A 21,040-nucleotide genomic window follows, 5' to 3' on the forward strand; every position below is an offset into this window, starting at 1 on the left:
TTATATGCACCAGCAGCTACCAAATCAATAGCAGATCAACAATTTAGCCATTCACCTGAACAGACGCACCATCTGCAGGCAGGGCCTGCTGCTGTTGCTGCTCTGCGGGATGACGGCCGCCATCGCGACCATGATCACGGCGGGGTTCGCGATCGCCACGTTCTGCAGGCGCTGGACGGTCGCTGCCACCGGCGGGACGATCTGCCAACACCTTCATGGACAGCTTGATACGGCCCTTTTCGTCGGTTTCCATGACCTTGACCTTCACGATCTGGCCTTCGGTCAGGTAGTCAGACACCTTTTCGACGCGCTCGTGAGCGATCTGGCTGATGTGCAGCAGACCATCCTTGCCAGGCAGCAGATTGATCAGCGCGCCAAAGTCGAGGATCTTGGTCACAGGGCCTTCGTAGATCTTGCCGATCTCGACTTCTGCCGTGATCTGCTCGATGCGCTTCTTGGCTTCGTCGGCCTTCGCAGCGTCGGTAGCGGCGATGGTGATGGTGCCGTCTTCCTCGATGTTGATCTGGCAGCCAGTTTCTTCGGTCAGCGCACGGATCACAGCGCCGCCCTTGCCGATCACGTCACGGATCTTCTCGGGGTTGATCTTCATCGTGTACAGCTTGGGCGCGAAGTTCGACACTTCGGTCTTGGCTTCACCCATGGCCTCCTGCATCTTGCCCAGGATGTGCATGCGCGCTTCCTTGGCCTGGGCCAGTGCCACTTGCATGATTTCCTTGGTGATGCCCTGGATCTTGATGTCCATCTGCAGGGCCGTGATACCGCCCGTGGTACCCGCTACCTTGAAGTCCATGTCACCCAGGTGATCTTCATCGCCCAGGATGTCGGTCAGCACGGCGAAACGGTTGGCGTCCTTGATCAGCCCCATCGCAATACCGGCCACGTGGGCCTTCATGGGCACGCCGGCATCCATCAGCGACAGGCAGCCGCCGCAAACCGAAGCCATCGACGAGGAACCGTTGGACTCAGTGATTTCCGACACGACACGCATGGTGTAGGGGAATTCTTCCTTGGTCGGCAGAACAGCCACCAGAGCACGCTTGGCCAGACGGCCGTGGCCGATTTCACGGCGCTTGGTCGAGCCCATGCGACCCACTTCGCCGGTGGCGAAGGGAGGCATGTTGTAGTGCATCATGAAGCGGTCTTCGTACTCGCCAGCCAGCGCATCGATGCGCTGTGCATCACGCTCGGTGCCCAGCGTGGTCACGACCAGCGCCTGGGTTTCGCCACGCGTGAACAGGGCTGAGCCGTGGGCGCGGGGCAGCACGCTGTTGCGGATCTCGATGGGGCGGACGGTGCGCGTATCGCGGCCGTCGATGCGGGGCTCGCCAGCTAGGATCTGGCTGCGCACGATGCCCGCTTCGATGTCGAACAGCATGCCTTCAACCTTGACGGCGTCGAACTCAACACCATCGGCCTTCAACGCCGCCATCACGGCTGCATAGGCTTCGCGGCAGGCCTGGGTGCGGGCTTGCTTGTTGCGGATCTGGTAGGCAGCGCGCAGCTTGTCGTCGGCCAGTGCCACCACCTTGGCGATCAGGGCTTCGTCCTTGGCAGGCGCTTCCCATTGCCACACGGGCTTGCCCGCGTCGCGCACCAGTTCGTGAATGGCGTTGATGGCCACATTGCCTTGCTCGTGACCGAACACCACGGCACCCAGCATGATTTCTTCAGACAGCTGCTGGGCTTCGGATTCGACCATCAGCACTGCGGCTTCGGTACCCGCCACCACCAGATCCATTTGCGAGTTCTTGCGCGCAGTCTGGCCAGGGTTGAGCACGTACTCGCCGTTGATATAACCCACGCGTGCGGCACCAATGGGGCCGTTGAACGGAATGCCAGAGATGGCCAGGGCAGCACTGGTAGCGATCAACGCAGCGATGTCGGCATCCACTTCAGGGTTCAGCGACACCGTGTGGATCACCACGTGCACTTCGTTGAAGAAACCTTCGGGGAACAGCGGACGGATCGGGCGGTCGATCAGGCGGCTGGTCAGGGTTTCGTGCTCGCTGGGCTTGGCTTCGCGCTTGAAGAAGCTGCCAGGGATCTTGCCGGCAGCATACGTCTTCTCGATGTAGTCCACCGTCAGGGGAAAGAAGTCCTGGCCGGGCTTGGCGGACTTGGAGGCGACCACAGTGGCCAGCACCACGGTGTCGTCAATATTCACCAGCACGGCGCCAGAGGCCTGGCGGGCGATTTCGCCGGTTTCCATGATGACGGTCTTGTCACCCCATTGGAAGGTCTTGGTGACTTTATTAAAAATGCTCATGTTCAGCTCCTGTTTTAATAGCTGGTAGTGCCCTACCAGATTGTCTTGGAGAGCAATTCAGAACACGATGCCATTCCAGGGAAGTTCTGCGCCAGGCAGTAACAACAACTTCATTGGAATGACACAGCTTCGCTCTGTTTTGCGGCTCCGAAGTAAAAAACGCCTGAGCTAGCGGACTAACCCAGGCGTTTTGGCATGCAATGAAGATTACTTGCGCAGACCCAACTTGGCGATCAGCGCGGTGTAACGGTCAGCGTCCTTGGCCTTCAGGTAGTCCAGCAGCTTACGACGGCGGCTCACCATGCGCAGCAGGCCACGGCGACCATGGTGGTCCTTGGCGTGCGTCTTGAAGTGGGGAGTCAGTTCGTTGATGCGAGCGGTCAGCAGGGCCACTTGCACTTCTGGGCTACCAGTGTCATTGGCAGCACGGGCGTTCGCCTTGACGACTTCGGCCTTGATGGAGGATGCGATCATGTTTTTCCTTGAATGTGGCCTGCCGCAGGCGGAAGACCATGGTTTTTACTTGCGCCAGCAGCTGGAACGGCCGCAGGCGTGCGTCTTGCACCATGCAAAACCCGTGGATTATAACCCGAGGCCCTCAATTCGCCTCTGACCAGCCCACAGGCACCTTGCCAGCCCGATCTCGCCGGACCAGAACACGGGGGCTTGCTGCCGCCCTTCGCCGCCGGTGTAGCGTAGAGGATACGCCGCAGCACAGGCCTCATCGGCGTGAGCCCGCCTCGAAGCATTGCAGCCCAAGCCCACTTTAAGATCACCCGGCGCCCCGGCATCCCAACATTCACTCCCCCGGACCACTCAACATGCCATTCCCCCCGGCCCTCCACCCCTCGACCAACGTGGCACTGCGCAAGGTTATCGCTCCCCTGCTTTCGTGGATGCTGGCCCTTGGCCTCGGGCTGCATACCGGGGCAAGCCACGCCACCACCCAAAATGCGACCCAAAGCGGCCATAGCGAAGTGAGCAAGAAAAAGAAATCCACCAAGGTGAAACAGGAGCGAAGCTCATCCGAGGAAAGCCGCTCGGAACGCGACCGCCGGCTGTATCGGGAGTGCAAGGGGCGCGCCAATGCGGGCGCCTGCCTCGGATACACCCACAAACCGTGACCCCACACACCACGCTGCCAAGCCTGAAGTCATCCGCATCCCTCAGAGACACCCCGGGGCGTGGCGCCGGCGCTGCGAAAAGGCCGTTGCTCTTTCAGGCGTTGGCCGCCGTGATCCCCCAGCGCGCGAGCGCTGCATCGTCACTCACCCGTGCATCCACCCAGCGAGCGCCATGTGAGGTTTGTTCCTTTTTCCAGAACGGCGCCTGGGTCTTGAGGTAGTCCATCAAAAACTCGCAGGCCTGAAAACTCTGACCCCGGTGGGCACTGGTCACCGCCACCAGCACGATCTGGTCCAGGGGCTGCAGCAGACCTACGCGGTGAATCACGCGGGCGCCAAAAATATCGAAGCGCCGAAAGGCCTCGTCCACCATGGCTTCGATGGATTTTTCGGTCATGCCAGGGTAGTGCTCCAACTCCATGGAGGACACCTGATCCCCCTCGTTGCGATCACGGACGGTGCCCACGAAGCTGCAGACAGCGCCCACACCCTTGTTCTCACGACGCAAGGTAGCGATTTCGGTGGACAGGTCAAAGTCCTCGGTCTGAATAGAAACGCGGGGCAAGGTCATGACAAAAGGCTCTCAGCAGGGAGTGTGGAGTTCAGACAGGAAGTCGCGTCAGGGCGAACGATGCAGCCGTGGCGCAGCCAGCAGGGCACGTTCTTCCTCCACCACCTTGTTCAACTGCGCCAGTGCGGGCGATGGGGGCAACTGCGCCAGCAATGCCTGCAGCCGCGTGACGTCGCCCACGGTCGGTGCCACCTTGATCTGAGCAATGGCAGCGGGCAGGTTGCCGCCCCGAACCAACGCCAGCACCTTGGCGGGCCATTCACTTTTATTGCGTGCCATAGATTGGTAATAACGTTTGTCTGTACGATTCGCCCGCACTGTACCCGCATGCGATCCGGTACGTGATCTTCCAAGCCCTTTCCACCCATGGCCACGCAAACGATTCAGACCGATCTCTACAAGCTCTACCCATCCCCGCGCAATACGGTCCGCGATGTGTTCGAGCACCAGGTCTTCGTGCCCCACCCCTACGCCATCATTGACTTGGATGTGATGGAGCTGGCGGGCAAAACGACGCTGTTTGGTGCCTGCCGCCTGTCGGACATGAAAATGGGCCAGGTGGTGACTTTCGAGCTGGCCTCCGATCAGGCCAAGTTCGAACGGCTGTTCACCCCCGACTAAACCACCCCATGGACGACGACAACCAGATCCACGTGCCGCCCTCCTTCATGGCGGTGTACACCGACACCCGAGGGCGCCTGACGGAAAAGGCGGACGGCGTGCGCGCCCGCTACGAACTGTGCGAAGACTTGGCAGGCCACCTGGTGGAGCACGCGCAGACGCTGTACCACGTGCAGGCGCCTTCCGAGACCGAGATCCTGCAGCGCATCCACGCGGGGCTGTGCACGGCCGAATCTGGCGTGGCGGTGGCCGAAGCGACATGGATCGTCACCCGACTGGCCGAGCTGCTGGTGTGGCAATGCCCCGTGCTAGTTCCGCCGCAGCCTGAATCTGCAGCCGACGCGGCCCAGCCACCGCAGGCAGGCTGACCAACCTTGGGACACGGTGCGCGCTTGGCTATACTGCGGCCCATGTCCACGCACACCCCCTTTGCCATGACCGCCGCACTTGCGGTGGCGTTGCAGTGCGTGGGCAAAACCAAAAAACCAGAGCTCATCTGACCGGAGCTGTGGTTCCGTCCGGATGAGCGACGGAACCACCTGGTAGAGAAATTTCCTTTTCTCGTTTCACTCCCCGGCATTCCGCGCGCGCTCCCTCCAGACGGTTCTTCCCCTGGTCGAACCCTGAAAGGACGCTTCGCATGTCTGCCACCGATACCGCTACCTCCCACCAGCCGCTGTTCAGCGGGCTCTGGATCGCCTTGGTCACACCGTTCAAGGATGGCGCCGTGGATCACCCGGCCCTTGCCGCCCTCACCACCCGGCTGCGTGCCGACGGCGTTGCGGGCTTCGTTGCCTGCGGCTCGACCGGTGAGGCCGCGGCCCTCGACAAGGCCGAGCAACTGCAGGTGCTGGATACCGTGCTCAGCGCCGCCCAGGGTCTGCCCGTGGTGATGGGCGTGTCGGGCTACCACCAGGGCCAGGTGCTGGAGCAGGTGCAGGCCCTTGCACACTACCCGGTGGCAGGCCTGCTGGTGTCCGCCCCGCACTACATCCGCCCCTCGCAGGAGGGCCTGCTGCACTGGTTCCGCACTCTGGCCGATGCCAGCGCGGTGCCCCTGCTGATCTACGACATTCCGTACCGCACAGGCGCCACGCTCACCACCGAAACGCTGCTGGCGCTGGCCGCACATCCGCGCATAGAGGCCATCAAGGACTGTGGCGGCAACACGGCCAAGACGCAGGCCCTGATCGCCGATGGCCGGCTGCAGGTGCTGACGGGCGAAGACGCGCAGATCTTCCATACGCTGGCCCTCGGTGGCGCAGGCGCCATCTCTGCCTGTGCACACTGGCAGACGCCGCTTTTTGTGGAGTTGATGGCATTGCTGCGTCAGGGCGACCTGCCCGCAGCCCGCCATTTGTGGCAGGCCTTGCAACCCTGGGTGGAAGCGTGTTTTGCAGAGCCCAACCCTGCCCCGCTCAAGGCCATGCTGGCGCATGCAGGGTGGATGCACAGTGAACTGCGCGCGCCGATGATGCCGGCCTCAAAGGCGCTGCAAGATCGTTTGAAGGCGCTTTGAGGTGACGTGCTGGCGAGCGCGGGAGCGCCCCGGTTAACCGCCCGTAACCGGGGGGAAGAAAGCCACCTCGGCCCCATCGGCCAGGGTGGCGGACTCGTCGCTCAAGGTCTGGTTGAGTGCCATGCGCACGGCCCGGCCCCGCGCCAGGCTGCTGGCATGGGCACCACCGCGTGCGATGAGCTCATCGCGCAAGGCGCCCAGCGTGGTGGCAGCGGTTTCGACCGCCTCGCTGCCGTGCCCAATGGCCTCACGGATCGAGGCAAAGTAGCGCACAGAGACCTTCATCCCAGCAACTCCGAAAACGCGATAAACCGCACCATATCGCCTGGCGCAATCGTCTGGCCCGCCGGGTTGTCCACCACGCCATCACCCCAGGCGGCCGAAGTGAGCACGCCCGAACTCTGGTTGTTGAACAGGTCCAGTCCGCCCGCCGCGTTGTGCCGTACGCGCAGAAATTCGCGGCGTTTATCGGCTTTGGGCCAGGTGAAATCGGCACGCACCGCCACGGCCTGTGGAGTCACGTCCTGCACGCCCTGCAGCCGCAGCACAAAGGGCCGCACCAGCAATGCAAAGGTCAGAAAGCTAGACACCGGGTTGCCGGGCAGGCCCATGAAGTGGGCAGCACCGCCTTCACGCGGGATCTGGCCATAGGCAAACGGCTTGCCGGGCTTCATCGCGATCTGCCACAGGTCCAGCGTGCCCAGAGTCTCCACAGCAGGCTTGATGTGGTCTTCCTCACCCACACTCACGCCCCCGCTGGTCAGGATCAGGTCGTGCGCGCTGCTGGCCTGGCGCAGGGCGTCGATGGTGGCCTCGCGCCGGTCGGGCACGATGCCCAAGTCGGTCACCTCGCAGCCCAAGCGTAGCAGCATCGCACGCAGGAAAAAGCGGTTGCTGTTGTAGATGGCACCGGGGCGCATCTGCTCGGGCGGGACTTCGCCGGGCATGACCAGTTCATCGCCCGTGGAAAACAGCGCCACGCGCGGGCGGCGCACGACCTGCAGCTGGTGCTGACCAATGCTGGCGGCCAGGCCCAGTTCGGCCGGAGTGAGACGCGTGCCAGCCGACAGCACCACCGCACCCCGCGTGATGTCTTCGCCCGCGCTGCGGATCCACTGCCCGGCTCGCGGAACGGCGTTGATACGCACCGAGCCCAAGCCATCGGCCGCCGCAAGGGCTTCACAGTCTTCCTGCATCAGGATGGCATCGGCACCTGCAGGCACTGGCGCACCGGTGAAGATGCGCGCTGCCGTGCCGGGCTGCAGTGGGTCGCCCGCACTGCCGGCAGGAATGCGCTGCGACACGCGCAACAACACCCCTGCCGCTGCCACGTCGGCGCAGCGCACGGCGTAACCATCCATCGAGCTGTTGTCCTGGGGAGGCACCTGCAGAGCCGACACACAGCTTTGCGCCAGCACGCGGCCGTCGGCGTCAAAGGTGGTGACGGTATCGGAGCCTGGCAGCAGCTGGGCGTGCGCCAGCAGGTCCGCCAGCGCCTCGTCCAGCGGCTTGAGCGGCTTCATTGCGGGGCGCATGGCAGCAGCCCCCCGTGCAGTTCCCAGTTGTACTCAAAGCGGTGTTCGTACTGGATGAGCCAGTCCACCACCTGGTCGGGTGCGTTCAGGTCCAGCAAGGGCAATTGCGTGGCGACCGGCAGGCTCTCGGGGGCATCAGTGGCCACAGCCACCACAAAGTCGTCTTCGGGGTAACGCACGGGCTTGGCCACTTGCCCTGGCTCGGGGGCTCGCCAGACTTCGATCTTGAGCAGGTCGCTGTCCTTGAAACCCTCCACCAGCACCCAGTCCACACCCTGGTACAGCTCCGCCAGCAGGTGGTGCACGCTGAGGGTGGCGGGCTGCTCGAACTCGCGCACCAGCATCAGGCGCTTGTCCGATGCCGCGACCACCTCGAAAGCCCCCGCCTCGCGGTGGCGGTAGGTGTCCTTGCCCGGGTGGTCCACATCAAAACTGTGGTGGGCATGCTTGACCACCGACACTCGCAGGCCCCGCAGCCGCAGCGCGGGGATCAACTGCTCGACCAGCGTGGTCTTGCCACTGCCGGAAAACCCGGCAAAACCGACAACCTTCATCCACTGCTCCTTGATTAGCTATGTTATTTATAGCATTAAGTGCATGCCAGACTAGCGCCCGGGGCAATATTGACCACAAACGACCTTGTCCTGGCCCGCCCGGCATCTGCCGGCCGCTCACGCGGACAGGCAGGTACCGACCGTTCACCCCAGCGCGGCAGGGGAGCAATGGCGTTCGATGTAGGCCTTGACCAAGTCCACGTCGGCGGGCATCACCTGTACACGCTTGGGCAGGTCTTCGATGCCTGCAAACTTGGCAGGCCGCTCGGGCGCATGGCCCAGCGCTTCGACGATGGTTTCGGCAAACTTGATGGGCAGCGCCGTTTCCAGCACGATCATCGGTACGTTGGGGTCTTGGTGATGCTCAAGGGCCACCTTCACCCCGTCGGCGGTGTGGGTGTCGATGGTCACGCCATGGCGCTGATAGTTGTCGCGGATGGTGGCCAAGCGGTCGGCGTGGGTGCTCTTGCCACTCTCAAAACCGTATTTGGTGGCGGCATCGGCAAACAGCGGCTCCGCGCTCAAGTCAAAGCGGCCGTAGGTTTGCAATGCAGCGCCGAACAAGGCCTTGGTACGTTGGCCGTTGCGGCCCAGCAGGTCGAAAATGAAACGCTCGAAGTTGCTGGCCTTGCTGATATCCATCGAAGGGCTGGACGTCTCGTGCGTGTCGGCACTGCTGCGCACGCGGTACACGCCGGTGCGGAAGAACTCGTCGAGCACATCGTTCTCGTTGGTGGCCACCACCAGCTTGGCAATGGGCAGGCCCATCATGCGCGCCACATGGCCGGCGCACACGTTGCCGAAGTTGCCCGAGGGCACCGTGAAGCTGACCTTCTGGTCGTTGGTCTCGGTGGCCTGGATGTAGCCCGCAAAGTAGTACACCACCTGCGCCAGCAGGCGCGCCCAGTTGATGGAATTGACCGTGCCGATCTTGTACTTGTGCTTGAAGGCGTGGTCGTTGGAGACTGCCTTGACGATGTCCTGGCAGTCGTCAAACACGCCTTCGATGGCGATGTTGTGGATGTTCTCGTCCTGCAGGCTGAACATTTGCGCCTGCTGGAAGGCGCTCATGCGGCCGTGCGGGCTGGTCATGAACACACGCACGCCCGCCTTGCCACGCATGGCGTATTCGGCCGCGCTGCCGGTGTCGCCGCTGGTGGCGCCCAGGATGTTGAGCTGCTCACCACGGCGGCCCAGTTCGTACTCGAACAGGTTGCCCAGCAACTGCATGGCCATGTCCTTGAAGGCCAGCGTGGGGCCGTTGGACAGGGCTTCGAGCCACAGGCCGTCTTCGAGGTGGCGCAGGGGCACGATCTCGCCCGTGCCAAACACTTCGGCGGTGTACGTCTTGGCGCACAGGGCCTTCAGGTCGGCAGCGGGGATGTCGTCGATGTAGAGCGACAGGATCTGGAACGCCAGCTCGGCATAGCCTTGCTCGTGGTAAGCCTTGCGCAAGCGCGTGAGCATGGCGTCATCTACCTGCGGGTAATGCTCGGGCAGGTACAGACCACCATCGGGCGCCAGGCCTTCGAGGAGGATGTCGCAAAACTGCTTGCGGTCTGCATGGCCGCGGGTGCTGAGGTACTTCATGAGGGGTTCCCGTCGGTATCGGTGAATGGGGTGAACTGGCTAAAAGCTTATGCCGTACACACGGATGTCAATGTAGAGACGCGAGGCGATCAGCAGGAAGAACCCGCCGATCAGGATGAGCCAGTGCAGTGCCCGGTCCTGGCGGTTGTCGGTGCGCTCCAGAAGCACAAAGTACAGCCACGCGGCCAGAAAGCTGCCCGCCCCGTTGAGGACGGCCTGCGTGCGCGGCATGGACCCGAACAGGGCCAGTGCGACCAGCAGGCCAAACCAGAACGCCAGATGCCAGCGCGGCAGATCGACATGCGCCATCTTGAGCAGCGCCGACAGCGTGAGGGCGGCAACCAGCGTGGGCACGGCGGGGCAGCATCATGGCGCGGCGTGGTCCATCATCAGTTGAGCTCTTCCTTGCGGATGCGCGTGATGGGCGCCAGCACGGTAGGCAGGGCCTGCATTTGTGCAATGACGGCATCCATCGTGCCTTCGCGGGTGTCATGGGTCAGGATGATCAGGTCGGTCTGAGTCGATCCTTCGCCACCCACCTCATCGGCTTCGCGCTGCAGCACGGCATCGATGCTCACGCCGGCCTCGGCCAGCAGGCCTGTGACCTTGGCCAGCACGCCGGCCTGATCGGCCACGCGCAGGCGCAGGTAGTAGCTGGTGACCACTTCGCTCATCGGCAGCACGGGCAGCTGGTCCATGGCGCCCTGCAGCGTGTTGGCCTGGAAGGCCAGGTGCGGCACGCGGTGTTCAGGGTCGGCCGTGTGCAAGCGTGCGATGTCTACCAGGTCGGCGATCACTGCACTGGCGGTGGGCTCACTGCCTGCGCCCTTGCCGTAGTACAGCGTGGTGCCCACGGCATCGCCCTGCACCACCACGGCGTTCATCGCGCCTTCGACGTTGGCAATCAGGCGCTTGGAGGGTACGAGGCTCGGGTGCACGCGCAGCTCGATGCCCTTTTCGGCGCGCTTGGTGATGCCCAGCAGCTTGATGCGGTAGCCCAGTTGTTCTGCGTATTTGATGTCGGCGGAGGAGAGCTTGGTGATGCCTTCCACATAGGCCTTGTCGAACTGCACCGGGATGCCGAAAGCGATGGCGCTCATCAACGTCGCCTTGTGCGCGGCATCCACGCCTTCAATGTCGAAGGTCGGGTCGGCTTCGGCGTAACCCAGGCGTTGCGCTTCTTTGAGCACGACGTCGAAGTCCAGGCCCTTGCTGCGCATCTCGGACAGGATGAAGTTGGTGGTGCCGTTGATGATGCCGGCGATCCACTGGATGCGGTTGGCCGTGAGGCCTTCGCGCAGCGCCTTGATGATGGGGATGCCACCTGCCACGGCGGCCTCAAAGGCCACCATCACGCCCTTGGCCGATGCGGCCGCAAAAATCTCGGTGCCATACACGGCCAGCAGCGCCTTGTTGGCGGTGACGACATGCTTGCCTGCGGCAATGGCTTCGAGCACCAGTGCGCGTGCGATGCCGTAGCCGCCGATCAACTCGATCACGATGTCGATGTCGGGGTTGGCGATGATGGCACGGGCGTCGTTGACGACCTGGATGCCGTCACCCACCACAGCCTTGGCGCGCGCTACGTCCAGGTCCGCCACCATGGTGATCTCGATGCCACGGCCAGCACGGCGGCTGATCTCGTCCTGGTTGCGCTGCAACACGTTGAACACGCCGCTGCCGACGGTGCCGATGCCCAGAAGGCCTACTTGGATGGGTTTCATAGCAATGGGAAGGGAAAGAAAAACAATGATTCGGGAGGGATGTAGAGGGCGCGGTGTCGAGCAGCAGATCCCTCAACGCGTGACATAGGTCGGCAACTGCCAGGCGCCGCCCGCAAAGCCACGGCACATGCCGTCGCCAGACTCGCCGCGCAGCACAAAACCCTGGCCGTCGAACTGCCACTCACGCACCCACCAGCAGTCGCCAATGCCCCGGCCCTTCATTGCCGAATGCACCGTGCCCGAGGCCGGATCGAAATCGCCGTCCACGTCCTGCAAGGGCTCTGGCTTGTAGGGCGGGCGGTCGTTGGCCACCCACAGCAAGCTGCTGAAGTTGTAAGCGCCCATGCCACAGGGCACGGACAGCAGCACCTTGCGCTCCGTGAGCCGGTAGACCTGCACATTGGCGGGGTTGAACGCATCGTCGCCGTTGCACTGGCCTTCGGTACTGGCGCGGCCCAGCGCAGCCACCAGCGGCTTGGCAAGTGCGGCATCCCCCTTGCGCGCAGGCATCGGGGTCACAGCCTTGATGACCGGAGCAGGCAAAGACGGCAGCACAGAAGCCTCTGGCTTCGTGCCCTTGCGCACCAAGGCGCCCGGTGTGCCCACCCGGCCCTGGGCCTCGTCCATCTTGAGCAGAACCGCGGTGACACCCGCCAGTGACAGCACCCAACGGTCCTTGCCAGCGGCCACCGTGGCCTCTTCGTTCTTGAGCAGCTCCTGCAGCAGGCGGGGCACCTGCGCTGCCGGCACGCTGGGGGTGTCGCCCTTGAGCCCTGGCAAAGACAGTGTGCCCACCTTGAGGTGCAGCGACGCTGGAGTGGCTTTCTCGGTGGACACCTGCAGGTCCACCAGCACCGGCGTGTCAGGTCCTGCCTCGCGGGTCAGGCGCATGGAGACCGGCTCCGACTCGCCACTCTCCGACTGGTAACCCACGGCCCTGCAAGTGCGGGTGTTGTCGCACTGCAAGGCCCAGTCCTTGTGCTGGAAGCTCACGGGCTCTTTGCCCTTGTCGGCAGCCTGCACAGCAGCGCCGTGCAAGCCCGCCGCCACCAGCCCACAGGCGGCGACATGCCGGGCCAGGTCAAGAACGGGGGGTCTGTGCATGGAGCGTATCGCCTTGTCTTCTGGGCAACGCGACGGATCAGGCCGCGACGGCTGCCACAGTGGTCTGCTTGCGCTTTCGGTATTGCTCCAGGAAGCGCGCCACGCGGCCAATGGCATCGCGCAGGTCGTCTTCATGGGGCAGGAACACGATGCGGAAATGGTCCGGAGCAGGCCAGTTGAAACCCGTGCCCTGCACCAGCATGACCTTCGTCTCCTGCAGCAACTCCAGGAAGAACTGCTGGTCGTCCTCGATGGGATACACCGCCGGGTCGAGGCGCGGAAACATGTACAGCGCGGCCTGAGGTTTCACACAGGTCACGCCCGGGATGGCCGTGATCAGTTCATACGCCAGATCACGCTGCTTGCGCAGGCGGCCGCCCTCACAGACCAGTTCGTTGATGCTCTGGTAACCACCCAGCGCCGTCTGCACGGCCCATTGGCCAGGAACGTTGGCACAAAGTCGCATGTTCGAGAGCATGTTCAGGCCCTCGATGTAGTCCTTAGCGGGCTTCTTGTCGCCCGAGACCACCAGCCAGCCAGCACGGTAACCGCAAGACCGGTAGCTTTTGGACAGCGAGTTGAAGGTGAGCGTAAGCACATCCTCGCTCAGCGAGCCGATGGCCGTGTGCTTGGCGCCGTCGTACAACACCTTGTCGTACACCTCGTCCGCAAAGATCACCAGGCCGTGTTCGCGGGCGATGGCCACGATGCCCTTGAGCAACTCGACCGAGTACAGCGCACCCGTGGGGTTGTTGGGGTTGATGACCACGATGCCTTTGGTACGCGGCGTGATCTTGGCGCGGATGTCCTCCAGGTCGGGCATCCAGCCATTGGCCTCATCGCACAGGTAGTGCACCGGCGTGCCGCCCGACAGGCTGGCCGCAGCAGTCCACAGCGGGTAATCCGGCGATGGCAGCAACAACTCATCGCCCGTGTCCAGCAACGCGTTGGTGGCCATTACGATCAGTTCGCTGGCGCCGTTGCCCAGGTAGATGTCATCCAGCGCCACGCCCTTGATGCCCTGCTTCTGGGTCTCGTGCATCACGGCCTTGCGGGCGGCGAAGATGCCTTTGCTGTCCGAGTAGCCCGCCGAGTTGGGCAGGTTGCGGATCATGTCCTGCTGGATTTCTTCGGGGGCATCAAAGCCAAACACCGCCAGATTGCCGATGTTGAGCTTGATGATCTTGTGCCCATCCTCCTCCATCTGCTTGGCCGCGTCCATGATCGGGCCCCGGATGTCGTAGCAAACATTGGCGAGCTTGGCGGATTTTTGGACGGTTTTCATGCGCTGACAGTAGTGCGGTGGGGTCAGGAGGCCGCCGGAGCCGGCGCCCTCAGGCGAAACCTATAATTTGACCACAGAACCGTTGCCATCCCCTGGCGCCGGGCGCCGCTGCCACACCCCGCAGCACCTGAGGCCCACCACTTCCTGCCATGAAATTCCAGCCCGACCGCTCCAACGCTCAGACCATCAGCGGCTACGGCCCCGGCTGGATCGGCATCGACGCCGACAAGATCACCCACAGCGTCATCATCGGGTCGGCAGGCCTGCGCCAGCCCTGGCCCTGCTCCCGCTTTGAGGACCTGACCCCGGAGCATTTCGCCCAGTTGGCCGGACTGGAAACCGAACTGGTCATTTTTGGCAGCGGGCTGCGCAATCGTTTTCCCCCGCCCGCATGGTTGGCTCCCCTGATAGCGCGGCGGCTCGGGCTGGAGACCATGGACACCCAGGCAGCATGCCGCACCTACAACATCCTGGCGAGCGAAGGACGCAACGTGGTCGCAGCCCTGATTCTGGAAGTCTGAACGCGCGCTCACGGCCTGCCTCAAAGTCGGGCGCACCGGGAATGCCACTTATGCACGGCCGTGCCAAAGTGCCCGCCACCCCACGCAGGACACACTGTCTTACATTTGGCCGGGAACCGATTTCAGGGTAAAATCACCGGTTGCGGTCGGGGGCACCACCAAGAGCAATAACACACCCACTCCCCCGGCTTACCAACGACTACATCCTGAGAGATTGAAGTGATATGGCGATCGTTGTCAACAAACCCCTCCCTGAATTTGAAGCCAACGCAACCGGTGGTATCAAGGTCTCCAACACCTCCCACCTTGGCCAAATTCTGGTTCTCTACTTCTATCCCAAGGACAACACGCCGGGCTGCACCACGGAGGCCATGCAGTTTCGCGACAAGTACAAGGATTTCGTGAAAGCTGGCGCAGCCGTGTTCGGTGTCTCGCGCGACAACATGAAGTCGCACGACGACTTCAAGGAAAAGCTGGAACTGCCGTTCGAGCTGATTGCCGACACCGAAGAAAAGATGTGCCACATGTTCGGTGTGGTCAAGAACAAGATCATGTACGGCAAGAAGGTCAAGGGCATCGAGCGCAGCACCTTCCTGATCGGCCCCGATGGCCTGCTGGTGCAAGAGTGGCGCGGCCTCAAGGTACCAGGCCACGTGGACGAAGTCCTCAAGACCGTCAAATCCCTCAAGGCCCTGAAAAAGGCCGCCTGAGCGGACAACCTGATCGCATCAGCGCTGCTGCGACCGTTGCAATCCACCAAAGGGCACTGGAGCATCCACGCGACACACCGCCCGTTTTGCCCTGGCAAGACACATGGAGTGGGCATAATGGATCAATGCCCCTGGTTCTTGCACCGTTAGCACCCATCCAAAAAGCCGCCTTGGCCTCCAGGCGGCTTTTTGCTTTCTGACCCCATCCGTTACCCCTTTACCGACCGAGGCCCTGCCACCATGCCCCTGCCCCCCGCCCCCAGCCGGCGCGCTGCACTCCTCGCGCCAGAAGCCTTTGAAGTCACGGCCCGCCCCCGCGTAGCCACCACCTCGGCCAACGAAGCCGTTGCCATGCCTCAGCGCGCCGCTGCAGCCCCAGCCCGCGCGGGACGCAAGGCAGACAGTGTGGCCTCGTCGCTGGCAGCGCCTGACACCGCTCCACTGCTACAGATCGAGACACGAACCCGGACAGCCGTCCCCTCTGCCGCTCCCGTGGCTCGCAGCACTGGCACGCGCAAGGCGCGCGGTACCGCCACTCCTCCTGCCGTCACCGCCAGCCCCGCGCCAGCCACCGCAACCACCACACGCAGCCGCAAGTCCGCATCGCATGGCCCGACCAAGCTCTTCGTGCTGGACACCAATGTGCTCCTGCATGACCCGACCAGCCTGTTCCGCTTTGAAGAGCACGACATCTTCCTGCCGATGATCGTGCTGGAAGAATTGGACGGCCACAAGAAGGGCATGACCGAAGTCGCGCGCAACGGCCGCCAAGCCAGTCGCACCCTGGATGCACTGGCGGCCGCCCAGGGCGCCGACATGGCCAAGGGCCTCAAGCTCGACTCCACCGGCCAGCGCGCCGCTGGCGGCCACCTGTTCTTCCAGACCGTACCGCTGGATTACAGCCTGCCCACCAGCCTGCCCCCCGGCAAGGCCGACAACCAGATCCTGGGCGTGGTCGAAGCCCTGCGCAAGCTGCACGCCCCGCGCGAGGTGGTGCTGGTATCCAAGGACATCAACATGCGCGTCAAGGCGCGCGCCCTGGGCCTGAACGCCGAGGACTACCAGAACGACAAGACACTGGAAGACGGCGATCTGCTGTACGCCGGTGTGCTGGCCCTGCCGCCCGACTTCTGGGCCAAGAGCGGCAAGAACGTGGAAAGCTGGCAGAGCGGCGCCCACACCTACTACCGCATCGGCGGGCCCATCGTGCCGCAGCTGATGATCAACCAGTTTGTGTACTTCGAGGCCCCCGGCGAGCCCAGCCTGTTTGCGCGCGTGAGCGAGATCCGTGAAAAGACTGCGGTGCTGCAGACGCTCAAGGACTATGGCTCCACCAAGAATGCTGTGTGGGGCGTGACCACGCGCAACCGCGAGCAGAACTACGCCATGAATCTGCTCATGGACCCCGAGATCGACTTCGTGACCCTGACCGGCACTGCAGGCACCGGCAAGACCCTGCTGGCCCTGGCCGCAGGCCTCACTCAGGTGCTGGACGACCGCCGCTACACCGAGATCATCATGACCCGCGCCACCGTGAGCGTGGGTGAGGACATCGGCTTCCTGCCCGGCACCGAAGAAGAGAAGATGGGCCCCTGGATGGGCGCACTGGATGACAACCTGGAGTTTTTGGCCAAGGGCGATGGCGGCAACGCAGGCGAGTGGGGCCGCGCGGCCACCAACGAGCTGATCCGCAGCCGCATCAAGATCAAGAGCATGAACTTCATGCGCGGGCGCACCTTCCTGAACAAGTACGTGATCATCGACGAGGCGCAGAACCTGACGCCCAAGCAGATGAAGACGCTGATCACCCGCGCAGGCCCCGGCACCAAGATCATCTGCATGGGCAACCTGGCGCAGATCGATACACCGTACCTGACCGAAGGCTCCTCCGGCCTGACGTATGCGGTGGACCGCTTCAAGGGCTGGCCACACAGCGGGCACATCACCCTGGCGCGGGGCGAACGCTCACGCCTGGCGGACTTCGCCAGCGAGGTGCTCTGAGTTGGCGGCAGGCTGGGTTGCAGCACTGAAGCTGGTGCCCTGGGGCGACGTCATCGAGGCGACGCCCCAGATCCTGCAGGCGGCCAAGAAGCTGCTGGGCACCACCCAAAAAGGGAATGCCGAAGCGGCGACGGGTGCACTCGATGGTGACGTTGGCGAGCCCGCCATTCCGGTGGCCTTGCAGCTTCAGCATCTGCGTGACCGCGTGGCGCAATTGGAGCGGGAGCAGCAGGAGTCCGCCATGCTGATCCAGTCCCTGGCCGAACAGCACGCCCAGGTGGTGCAGGCGGTGGAAGTGCAGCGCCGACGCCAGCAATGGCTCACCGTGGCGGTGAGCATGCTGGCAGTGGCATGCGCAGGTTTGCTGGTGTGGGTACTAACTCAATAGTGCAATAGCGATACCGCGCATGCCGGGAGCCTGGAACCACGGGCACTGTACGCCATGGCACCAGAACTTGTTCGCTATAAATTCAATAGCTGCTAGCGCTTATAAAACCGGCGCTAGCAGCTATTTTTATTAGAAATCGTCGCCTGAACCCATCGCCAGGTTCTCAAAGCGCGTCTGGTTCTTCTGGAAGAACAGCTTCACGGTTCCGGTGGGGCCGTTCCGCTGTTTGCCGATGATGACCTCGGCCACGTTGGGCTCTTTGGAGTCCTTGTTGTAGTAGTCGTCGCGGTAGATGAACATGATGATGTCCGCGTCCTGCTCGATGGCGCCCGATTCGCGCAGATCGGACATCATGGGGCGCTTGTCGGTACGCTGCTCCACCGAGCGGTTGAGCTGAGACAGCGCGATCACCGGGCATTGCAGCTCCTTGGCCAGCATCTTGAGGCCGCGGGAAATTTCGCCCAGCTCCGTCGCCCGGTTGTCCGATCCCGACGAACCCGAGCCGCTCATGAGCTGCAAGTAGTCCACCACGATCAGGCCCAGCTTGCCGCACTGGCGCGCCAAACGGCGCGCGTTGGCACGCAGCTCGCTGGGCGTGAGGCCCGGGGTTTCGTCGATGTGCAGCGACACCGTGCGCAGCTTCTCGATGGCTTCGGTCAGGCGCGGCCATTCATCGTCGGTGAGTTTGCCGGTGCGCAGGTTGCCCTGGTTCACCCGGCCGATCGAGCCCACGATACGCACCGCCAATTGAGCGGCGCCCATTTCCATCGAGAAGATGGCGACCGGCAAGCCCTCGTTGAGCGCCACGTGCTCAGCGATGTTCACCGCGAACGAGGTTTTGCCCATGGACGGGCGGGCTGCCAGCACCACCATGTCGCCCGCCTGCAAGCCACTGGTCATACGGTCCAGGTCGGCAAAGCCGGTGGGGACGCCCGTGACGTCCACAGGGTTGTCCGCCATCTCCTGCACGCGGTCGAGCAAGTCAATCACCAGCGTGTCGAGCGACTGGAAGCCCTGCTTGGTGCGCGAACCCTCTTCGCCAATGGCAAAGATCTTGGCCTCGGCTTCGTCCAGGATGCGCTCCACCGTTTTGCCCTGGGGGTTGAACGCGTTGGTCGAAATTTCGTCGCTGGCCGTGACCAGCTTGCGCAGGATGGCACGTTCGCGAACGATTTCGGCATAGCGCCGAATATTGCTGGCACTGGGTACGTATTGCGCCAGATTGTTCAGATAGGCCAGCCCGCCCATCTCCTGCGCCTTGCCCTGGTTCTGGAGGTGCTCGAACACCGTGATCACGTCGGCTGGCTTGCTGGCATTGATCAGCGCGCCAATGGCTGTGTAGATCATTTGGTGCTCGTGGCGATAGAAATGGCTTTCTACCAGCAGGTCGCCCACGCGGTCCCAGGCGTTATTGTCCAGCAGCAGACCACCCAGCACACTGGACTCCGCCTCGATGGAGTGCGGCGGCACACGCAACTGGGCAATTTCACGGTCCGGCACGGGCGTGAATCCATCATCAAGGGGTGGGAAAACGGCAGACATGGAATCCTTGGAGCTAACCCGGCATGCTATCGCCCACGCGGCGTGTCGTCATGGCACAAGTCTGTGGATAAGGCGGGGGTAACCCGTGGGCAACCGTGTACAAACTACGGTCACACAAAGACAAAAGCCGCCCAAGGGCGGCTTTTTTTGAGAGGTCCTGACGGACGATCAGGCGGTTTCGCCGTAGACCGACACGTTGACTTCCACGACCACGTCGGTGTGCAAAGCCACGCTCACAGCGCTGTCGCTCACGACCTTGATCGGGCCGTTGGGCAGGCGGATTTGCGACTTGGCAACCTTGTAGCCTTGCTTGTTCAGCTCTTCGGCGATGTCATGATTGGTCACGGAACCAAACAGACGGCCATCCACGCCAGCCTTTTGTGTCAGCTTGACAGTGGTACCGGCCAGCTTTTCACCTTGGGCCTGGGCTTCTGCCAGCTTGGCAGCAGCGGCCTTTTCGAGTTCAGCGCGCTTGGCTTCGAACTCTGCCTTGGCAGCTTCGGTGGCGCGACGTGCGCGGCCAGCGGGAATCAGAAAGTTGCGGGCGTAGCCGTCTTTGACCTTGACGATTTCACCGAGGTTGCCGAGGTTCACAACCTTGTCGAGCAGGATGATTTGCATGGGTTGTGCTCCTTAGATCTTGTGCTGGTCGCTGTAAGGCACCAGGGCCAGGAAGCGTGCGCGCTTGATGGCAGTGTTCAGCTGACGCTGGAAGATGGCGCGCGTGCCGGTCAGGCGTGCGGGGATGATCTTGCCGTTTTCGGCGATGAAATCGCGCAGCGTATCGACATCCTTGTAGTCGATTTCTTCAACACCGGTCACCGTGAAGCGGCAAAAGCGCTTGCGCTTGAACAGCAGGGACTGGGTGTTGCGCTTTGGGCGCTTGTCTTTGTTGAACTTCTTGAACGTGGCCATTGCGGACCCCTTGAAAATTAATTTTGTTGAATATCCTGGATGTGCAGCACTGCAGTCTTGCCATTGCGCGGTGTGGCCAGAAATCCATAGAAAGTCCAGAGACTTCCGATGTTCTGCCTTGCCAGTCGCTCAGCCATCGCTCCAAATGCGGTGGCTTTTATGGCGGCCTTGACTTCGCGGGGGTGGCCTGCTTCGGTTTGCTGGGACTCGTGTTCGAGGCGCAGCGTGAGGGCAGGCAGTCCGGCGGGCGTGTATCGCAGGGGCTCAGCCTCTGCGATATAGGCGGTCAAGACGACGCGGTTCTCCACTCCAAAGAGAGAAGAGGATCAGCGCTCGCCGGCCGCCGCGTATTCAGCTTGGCTGGCCTTGCGGGCTTCTTCGCGCTCGACGGTCTTCATCATGGAGGAAGGACCGGTTTCAGCCTTCTTCTTTTGCACGGTCAGGTGGCGCAGCACGGCGTCGTTGAACTTGAAGGCGTGCTCCAGTTCAGCCATCACAGCCTGGTCGGCTTCGATGTTCACGCACAGGTAGTGGGCCTTGGCCAGCTTGTTGATCAGGTACGCCAGTTGACGACGGCCCCAGTCTTCCACGCGGTGCACCTTGCCACCGCCAGCGGTGATCATGCCCTTGTAGCGCTCCAGCATGGCTGGAACTTGTTCGCTTTGATCCGGATGGATCAACAAAATGATTTCGTAATGACGCATGCAGACTCCTTTTGGGTGAGACCACCCACCGCGTCTAGAAGTGGTGTGGCAAGGGAAAGCCTGCGATTATAACCCGACCGCTTGCGCTTGTACACTCAGCACACCCGCTACAGCATCGTCCACACCCCATTTGTCCAGCCATGGAAGGTGCGGCCCTTGCAAAAACGGCGGTTGGGCCGACATGCCCTACAACCACTTGCGCCAACCCGGGGCCGTCATGACGACAAATCCCTGGCGCAGACCTTGATATTTCCCGGCAAGCCCCCAGATGCCGCGCGTACTGCTTTTTTACCTCTTCAAATCCTGACATGTCAGACCACAGCCAAACCAACCCCGCCCCAAGCG

Annotated in this window: 25 protein-coding genes; 8 read left to right on the top strand and 17 right to left on the bottom strand. The window is 62.7% G+C overall.

Going from position 1 to position 21,040, the window contains the following annotated elements:
- Nucleotides 1-43 precede the first annotated feature (43 nt).
- Together pnp and rpsO are read right to left on the bottom strand one after the other, a co-directional pair.
- Nucleotides 44-2,287, bottom strand: a complete 2,244-nt coding sequence (gene pnp, locus AC07X4_RS09750) for a polyribonucleotide nucleotidyltransferase (RefSeq protein ID WP_056061536.1) — start codon at nt 2,285-2,287, stop codon at nt 44-46.
- Nucleotides 2,288-2,494: 207 nt separating this feature from the next.
- Nucleotides 2,495-2,761, bottom strand: coding sequence for a 30S ribosomal protein S15 (gene rpsO / locus AC07X4_RS09755; protein ID WP_005793232.1), 267 nt, complete (start codon nt 2,759-2,761; stop codon nt 2,495-2,497).
- A 383-nt stretch (nt 2,762-3,144) separates the two neighbouring features.
- On the opposite strand from rpsO, the gene AC07X4_RS09760 reads away from it, so the two are divergent.
- Nucleotides 3,145-3,411, top strand: a complete 267-nt coding sequence (locus tag AC07X4_RS09760; RefSeq protein WP_494739956.1) for a hypothetical protein — start codon at nt 3,145-3,147, stop codon at nt 3,409-3,411.
- Nucleotides 3,412-3,505: 94 nt separating this feature from the next.
- Here AC07X4_RS09760 and AC07X4_RS09765 read toward each other — a convergent pair whose 3' ends face one another.
- Together AC07X4_RS09765 and AC07X4_RS09770 are read right to left on the bottom strand one after the other, a co-directional pair.
- A complete protein-coding gene (locus tag AC07X4_RS09765; RefSeq protein ID WP_056061533.1) occupies nt 3,506-3,982 on the bottom strand; it encodes a molybdenum cofactor biosynthesis protein MoaE in 477 nt (158 codons plus the stop codon).
- A gap of 48 nt (nt 3,983-4,030) precedes the next feature.
- The gene (locus AC07X4_RS09770) at nt 4,031-4,261 is read right to left on the bottom strand and encodes a hypothetical protein (RefSeq protein ID WP_056061531.1); all 231 of its coding nucleotides are present in this window, start codon (nt 4,259-4,261) and stop codon (nt 4,031-4,033) included.
- 87 nt (nt 4,262-4,348) lie between these two features.
- Here AC07X4_RS09770 and AC07X4_RS09775 point away from each other — a divergent pair, with 87 nt between their 5' ends.
- The 3 genes from AC07X4_RS09775 (at nt 4,349) to dapA (ending at nt 6,122) form a co-directional block, all read left to right on the top strand.
- Nucleotides 4,349-4,603 (top strand): hypothetical protein, encoded by a 255-nt coding sequence (locus AC07X4_RS09775; RefSeq protein ID WP_056061527.1) that lies wholly within the window; start codon nt 4,349-4,351, stop codon nt 4,601-4,603.
- A gap of 8 nt (nt 4,604-4,611) precedes the next feature.
- The gene (locus AC07X4_RS09780) at nt 4,612-4,971 is read left to right on the top strand and encodes a hypothetical protein (RefSeq protein ID WP_146871197.1); all 360 of its coding nucleotides are present in this window, start codon (nt 4,612-4,614) and stop codon (nt 4,969-4,971) included.
- 272 nt (nt 4,972-5,243) lie between these two features.
- The gene (gene dapA, locus AC07X4_RS09785; RefSeq protein ID WP_146871198.1) at nt 5,244-6,122 is read left to right on the top strand and encodes a 4-hydroxy-tetrahydrodipicolinate synthase; all 879 of its coding nucleotides are present in this window, start codon (nt 5,244-5,246) and stop codon (nt 6,120-6,122) included.
- A gap of 33 nt (nt 6,123-6,155) precedes the next feature.
- On the opposite strand, the gene moaD is transcribed toward dapA, so the two are convergent.
- The 8 genes from moaD to AC07X4_RS09825 form a co-directional block, all read right to left on the bottom strand.
- On the bottom strand, nt 6,156-6,407 hold the full coding sequence (gene moaD / locus AC07X4_RS09790; RefSeq protein ID WP_056061518.1) for a molybdopterin converting factor subunit 1: 252 nt from the start codon (nt 6,405-6,407) through the stop codon (nt 6,156-6,158).
- A complete protein-coding gene (locus tag AC07X4_RS09795; protein ID WP_494739957.1) occupies nt 6,404-7,657 on the bottom strand; it encodes a molybdopterin molybdotransferase MoeA in 1,254 nt (417 codons plus the stop codon). The genes moaD and AC07X4_RS09795 overlap by 4 nt, the downstream gene beginning before the upstream one ends.
- Nucleotides 7,642-8,211, bottom strand: a complete 570-nt coding sequence (gene mobB, locus AC07X4_RS09800) for a molybdopterin-guanine dinucleotide biosynthesis protein B (protein WP_288852980.1) — start codon at nt 8,209-8,211, stop codon at nt 7,642-7,644. The genes AC07X4_RS09795 and mobB overlap by 16 nt, the downstream gene beginning before the upstream one ends.
- 144 nt (nt 8,212-8,355) lie before the next feature.
- Nucleotides 8,356-9,801: a threonine synthase gene (gene thrC, locus AC07X4_RS09805; protein WP_494739958.1), complete on the bottom strand. Its 1,446-nt coding sequence runs from the start codon at nt 9,799-9,801 to the stop codon at nt 8,356-8,358.
- A 39-nt stretch (nt 9,802-9,840) separates the two neighbouring features.
- On the bottom strand, nt 9,841-10,155 hold the full coding sequence (locus AC07X4_RS09810; protein ID WP_309825412.1) for a response regulator: 315 nt from the start codon (nt 10,153-10,155) through the stop codon (nt 9,841-9,843).
- A 35-nt stretch (nt 10,156-10,190) separates the two neighbouring features.
- The gene (locus AC07X4_RS09815; protein ID WP_494739959.1) at nt 10,191-11,525 is read right to left on the bottom strand and encodes a homoserine dehydrogenase; all 1,335 of its coding nucleotides are present in this window, start codon (nt 11,523-11,525) and stop codon (nt 10,191-10,193) included.
- A gap of 72 nt (nt 11,526-11,597) precedes the next feature.
- Complete coding sequence (locus AC07X4_RS09820) at nt 11,598-12,629, bottom strand: DUF1176 domain-containing protein (protein WP_494739960.1); 1,032 nt, start codon at nt 12,627-12,629, stop codon at nt 11,598-11,600.
- 37 nt (nt 12,630-12,666) lie between these two features.
- Nucleotides 12,667-13,914, bottom strand: a complete 1,248-nt coding sequence (locus AC07X4_RS09825) for a pyridoxal phosphate-dependent aminotransferase (protein WP_192418704.1) — start codon at nt 13,912-13,914, stop codon at nt 12,667-12,669.
- A gap of 149 nt (nt 13,915-14,063) precedes the next feature.
- Here AC07X4_RS09825 and AC07X4_RS09830 point away from each other — a divergent pair, with 149 nt between their 5' ends.
- The 4 genes from AC07X4_RS09830 (at nt 14,064) to AC07X4_RS09845 (ending at nt 17,534) form a co-directional block, all read left to right on the top strand.
- The gene (locus AC07X4_RS09830; protein ID WP_056061493.1) at nt 14,064-14,435 is read left to right on the top strand and encodes an Mth938-like domain-containing protein; all 372 of its coding nucleotides are present in this window, start codon (nt 14,064-14,066) and stop codon (nt 14,433-14,435) included.
- A gap of 224 nt (nt 14,436-14,659) precedes the next feature.
- Entirely contained in the window at nt 14,660-15,145 is a 486-nt protein-coding gene (locus tag AC07X4_RS09835; RefSeq protein WP_015013251.1) for a peroxiredoxin, read from the top strand.
- Nucleotides 15,146-15,385: 240 nt separating this feature from the next.
- The gene (locus AC07X4_RS09840) at nt 15,386-17,146 is read left to right on the top strand and encodes a PhoH family protein (RefSeq protein WP_494739961.1); all 1,761 of its coding nucleotides are present in this window, start codon (nt 15,386-15,388) and stop codon (nt 17,144-17,146) included.
- Between the two features lies 1 nt (nt 17,147).
- Nucleotides 17,148-17,534 carry a hypothetical protein gene (locus tag AC07X4_RS09845; RefSeq protein WP_494739962.1) on the top strand — a complete coding sequence of 129 codons (387 nt, stop codon included), beginning with the start codon at nt 17,148-17,150 and terminating at the stop codon, nt 17,532-17,534.
- A 129-nt stretch (nt 17,535-17,663) separates the two neighbouring features.
- Here AC07X4_RS09845 and dnaB read toward each other — a convergent pair whose 3' ends face one another.
- The 5 genes from dnaB to rpsF form a co-directional block, all read right to left on the bottom strand.
- Complete coding sequence (gene dnaB, locus AC07X4_RS09850; protein ID WP_056061481.1) at nt 17,664-19,076, bottom strand: replicative DNA helicase; 1,413 nt, start codon at nt 19,074-19,076, stop codon at nt 17,664-17,666.
- Between the two features lie 168 nt (nt 19,077-19,244).
- On the bottom strand, nt 19,245-19,697 hold the full coding sequence (rplI, locus tag AC07X4_RS09855) for a 50S ribosomal protein L9 (protein WP_015013247.1): 453 nt from the start codon (nt 19,695-19,697) through the stop codon (nt 19,245-19,247).
- A gap of 12 nt (nt 19,698-19,709) precedes the next feature.
- Complete coding sequence (gene rpsR / locus AC07X4_RS09860; RefSeq protein WP_005795932.1) at nt 19,710-19,991, bottom strand: 30S ribosomal protein S18; 282 nt, start codon at nt 19,989-19,991, stop codon at nt 19,710-19,712.
- Nucleotides 19,992-20,008: 17 nt separating this feature from the next.
- A complete protein-coding gene (gene priB / locus AC07X4_RS09865; RefSeq protein WP_494739963.1) occupies nt 20,009-20,299 on the bottom strand; it encodes a primosomal replication protein N in 291 nt (96 codons plus the stop codon).
- An 18-nt stretch (nt 20,300-20,317) separates the two neighbouring features.
- Nucleotides 20,318-20,695 (bottom strand): 30S ribosomal protein S6, encoded by a 378-nt coding sequence (gene rpsF, locus AC07X4_RS09870; protein WP_015013245.1) that lies wholly within the window; start codon nt 20,693-20,695, stop codon nt 20,318-20,320.
- Nucleotides 20,696-21,040: the final 345 nt, after the last annotated feature.

It is taken from the genome of Acidovorax sp. GW460-11-11-14-LB4 (assembly GCF_059423685.1).

Bases quoted from the DNA above. Each gene is read 5' to 3' on its own strand.
- pnp (WP_056061536.1), bottom strand. From the start codon at position 2,287: ATGAGCATTTTTAATAAAGTCACCAAGACCTTCCAATGGGGTGACAAG.
- rpsO (WP_005793232.1), bottom strand. From the start codon at position 2,761: ATGATCGCATCCTCCATCAAGGCCGAAGTCGTCAAGGCGAACGCCCGT.
- AC07X4_RS09765 (WP_056061533.1), bottom strand. From the start codon at position 3,982: ATGACCTTGCCCCGCGTTTCTATTCAGACCGAGGACTTTGACCTGTCC.
- AC07X4_RS09770 (WP_056061531.1), bottom strand. From the start codon at position 4,261: ATGGCACGCAATAAAAGTGAATGGCCCGCCAAGGTGCTGGCGTTGGTT.
- AC07X4_RS09775 (WP_056061527.1), top strand. From the start codon at position 4,349: ATGGCCACGCAAACGATTCAGACCGATCTCTACAAGCTCTACCCATCC.
- AC07X4_RS09780 (WP_146871197.1), top strand. From the start codon at position 4,612: ATGGACGACGACAACCAGATCCACGTGCCGCCCTCCTTCATGGCGGTG.
- dapA (WP_146871198.1), top strand. From the start codon at position 5,244: ATGTCTGCCACCGATACCGCTACCTCCCACCAGCCGCTGTTCAGCGGG.
- moaD (WP_056061518.1), bottom strand. From the start codon at position 6,407: ATGAAGGTCTCTGTGCGCTACTTTGCCTCGATCCGTGAGGCCATTGGG.
- AC07X4_RS09795 (WP_494739957.1), bottom strand. From the start codon at position 7,657: ATGCGCCCCGCAATGAAGCCGCTCAAGCCGCTGGACGAGGCGCTGGCG.
- mobB (WP_288852980.1), bottom strand. From the start codon at position 8,211: ATGAAGGTTGTCGGTTTTGCCGGGTTTTCCGGCAGTGGCAAGACCACG.
- thrC (WP_494739958.1), bottom strand. From the start codon at position 9,801: ATGAAGTACCTCAGCACCCGCGGCCATGCAGACCGCAAGCAGTTTTGC.
- AC07X4_RS09815 (WP_494739959.1), bottom strand. From the start codon at position 11,525: ATGAAACCCATCCAAGTAGGCCTTCTGGGCATCGGCACCGTCGGCAGC.
- AC07X4_RS09820 (WP_494739960.1), bottom strand. From the start codon at position 12,629: ATGCACAGACCCCCCGTTCTTGACCTGGCCCGGCATGTCGCCGCCTGT.
- AC07X4_RS09825 (WP_192418704.1), bottom strand. From the start codon at position 13,914: ATGAAAACCGTCCAAAAATCCGCCAAGCTCGCCAATGTTTGCTACGAC.
- AC07X4_RS09830 (WP_056061493.1), top strand. From the start codon at position 14,064: ATGAAATTCCAGCCCGACCGCTCCAACGCTCAGACCATCAGCGGCTAC.
- AC07X4_RS09835 (WP_015013251.1), top strand. From the start codon at position 14,660: ATGGCGATCGTTGTCAACAAACCCCTCCCTGAATTTGAAGCCAACGCA.
- AC07X4_RS09840 (WP_494739961.1), top strand. From the start codon at position 15,386: ATGCCCCTGCCCCCCGCCCCCAGCCGGCGCGCTGCACTCCTCGCGCCA.
- dnaB (WP_056061481.1), bottom strand. From the start codon at position 19,076: ATGTCTGCCGTTTTCCCACCCCTTGATGATGGATTCACGCCCGTGCCG.
- rplI (WP_015013247.1), bottom strand. From the start codon at position 19,697: ATGCAAATCATCCTGCTCGACAAGGTTGTGAACCTCGGCAACCTCGGT.
- rpsR (WP_005795932.1), bottom strand. From the start codon at position 19,991: ATGGCCACGTTCAAGAAGTTCAACAAAGACAAGCGCCCAAAGCGCAAC.
- rpsF (WP_015013245.1), bottom strand. From the start codon at position 20,695: ATGCGTCATTACGAAATCATTTTGTTGATCCATCCGGATCAAAGCGAA.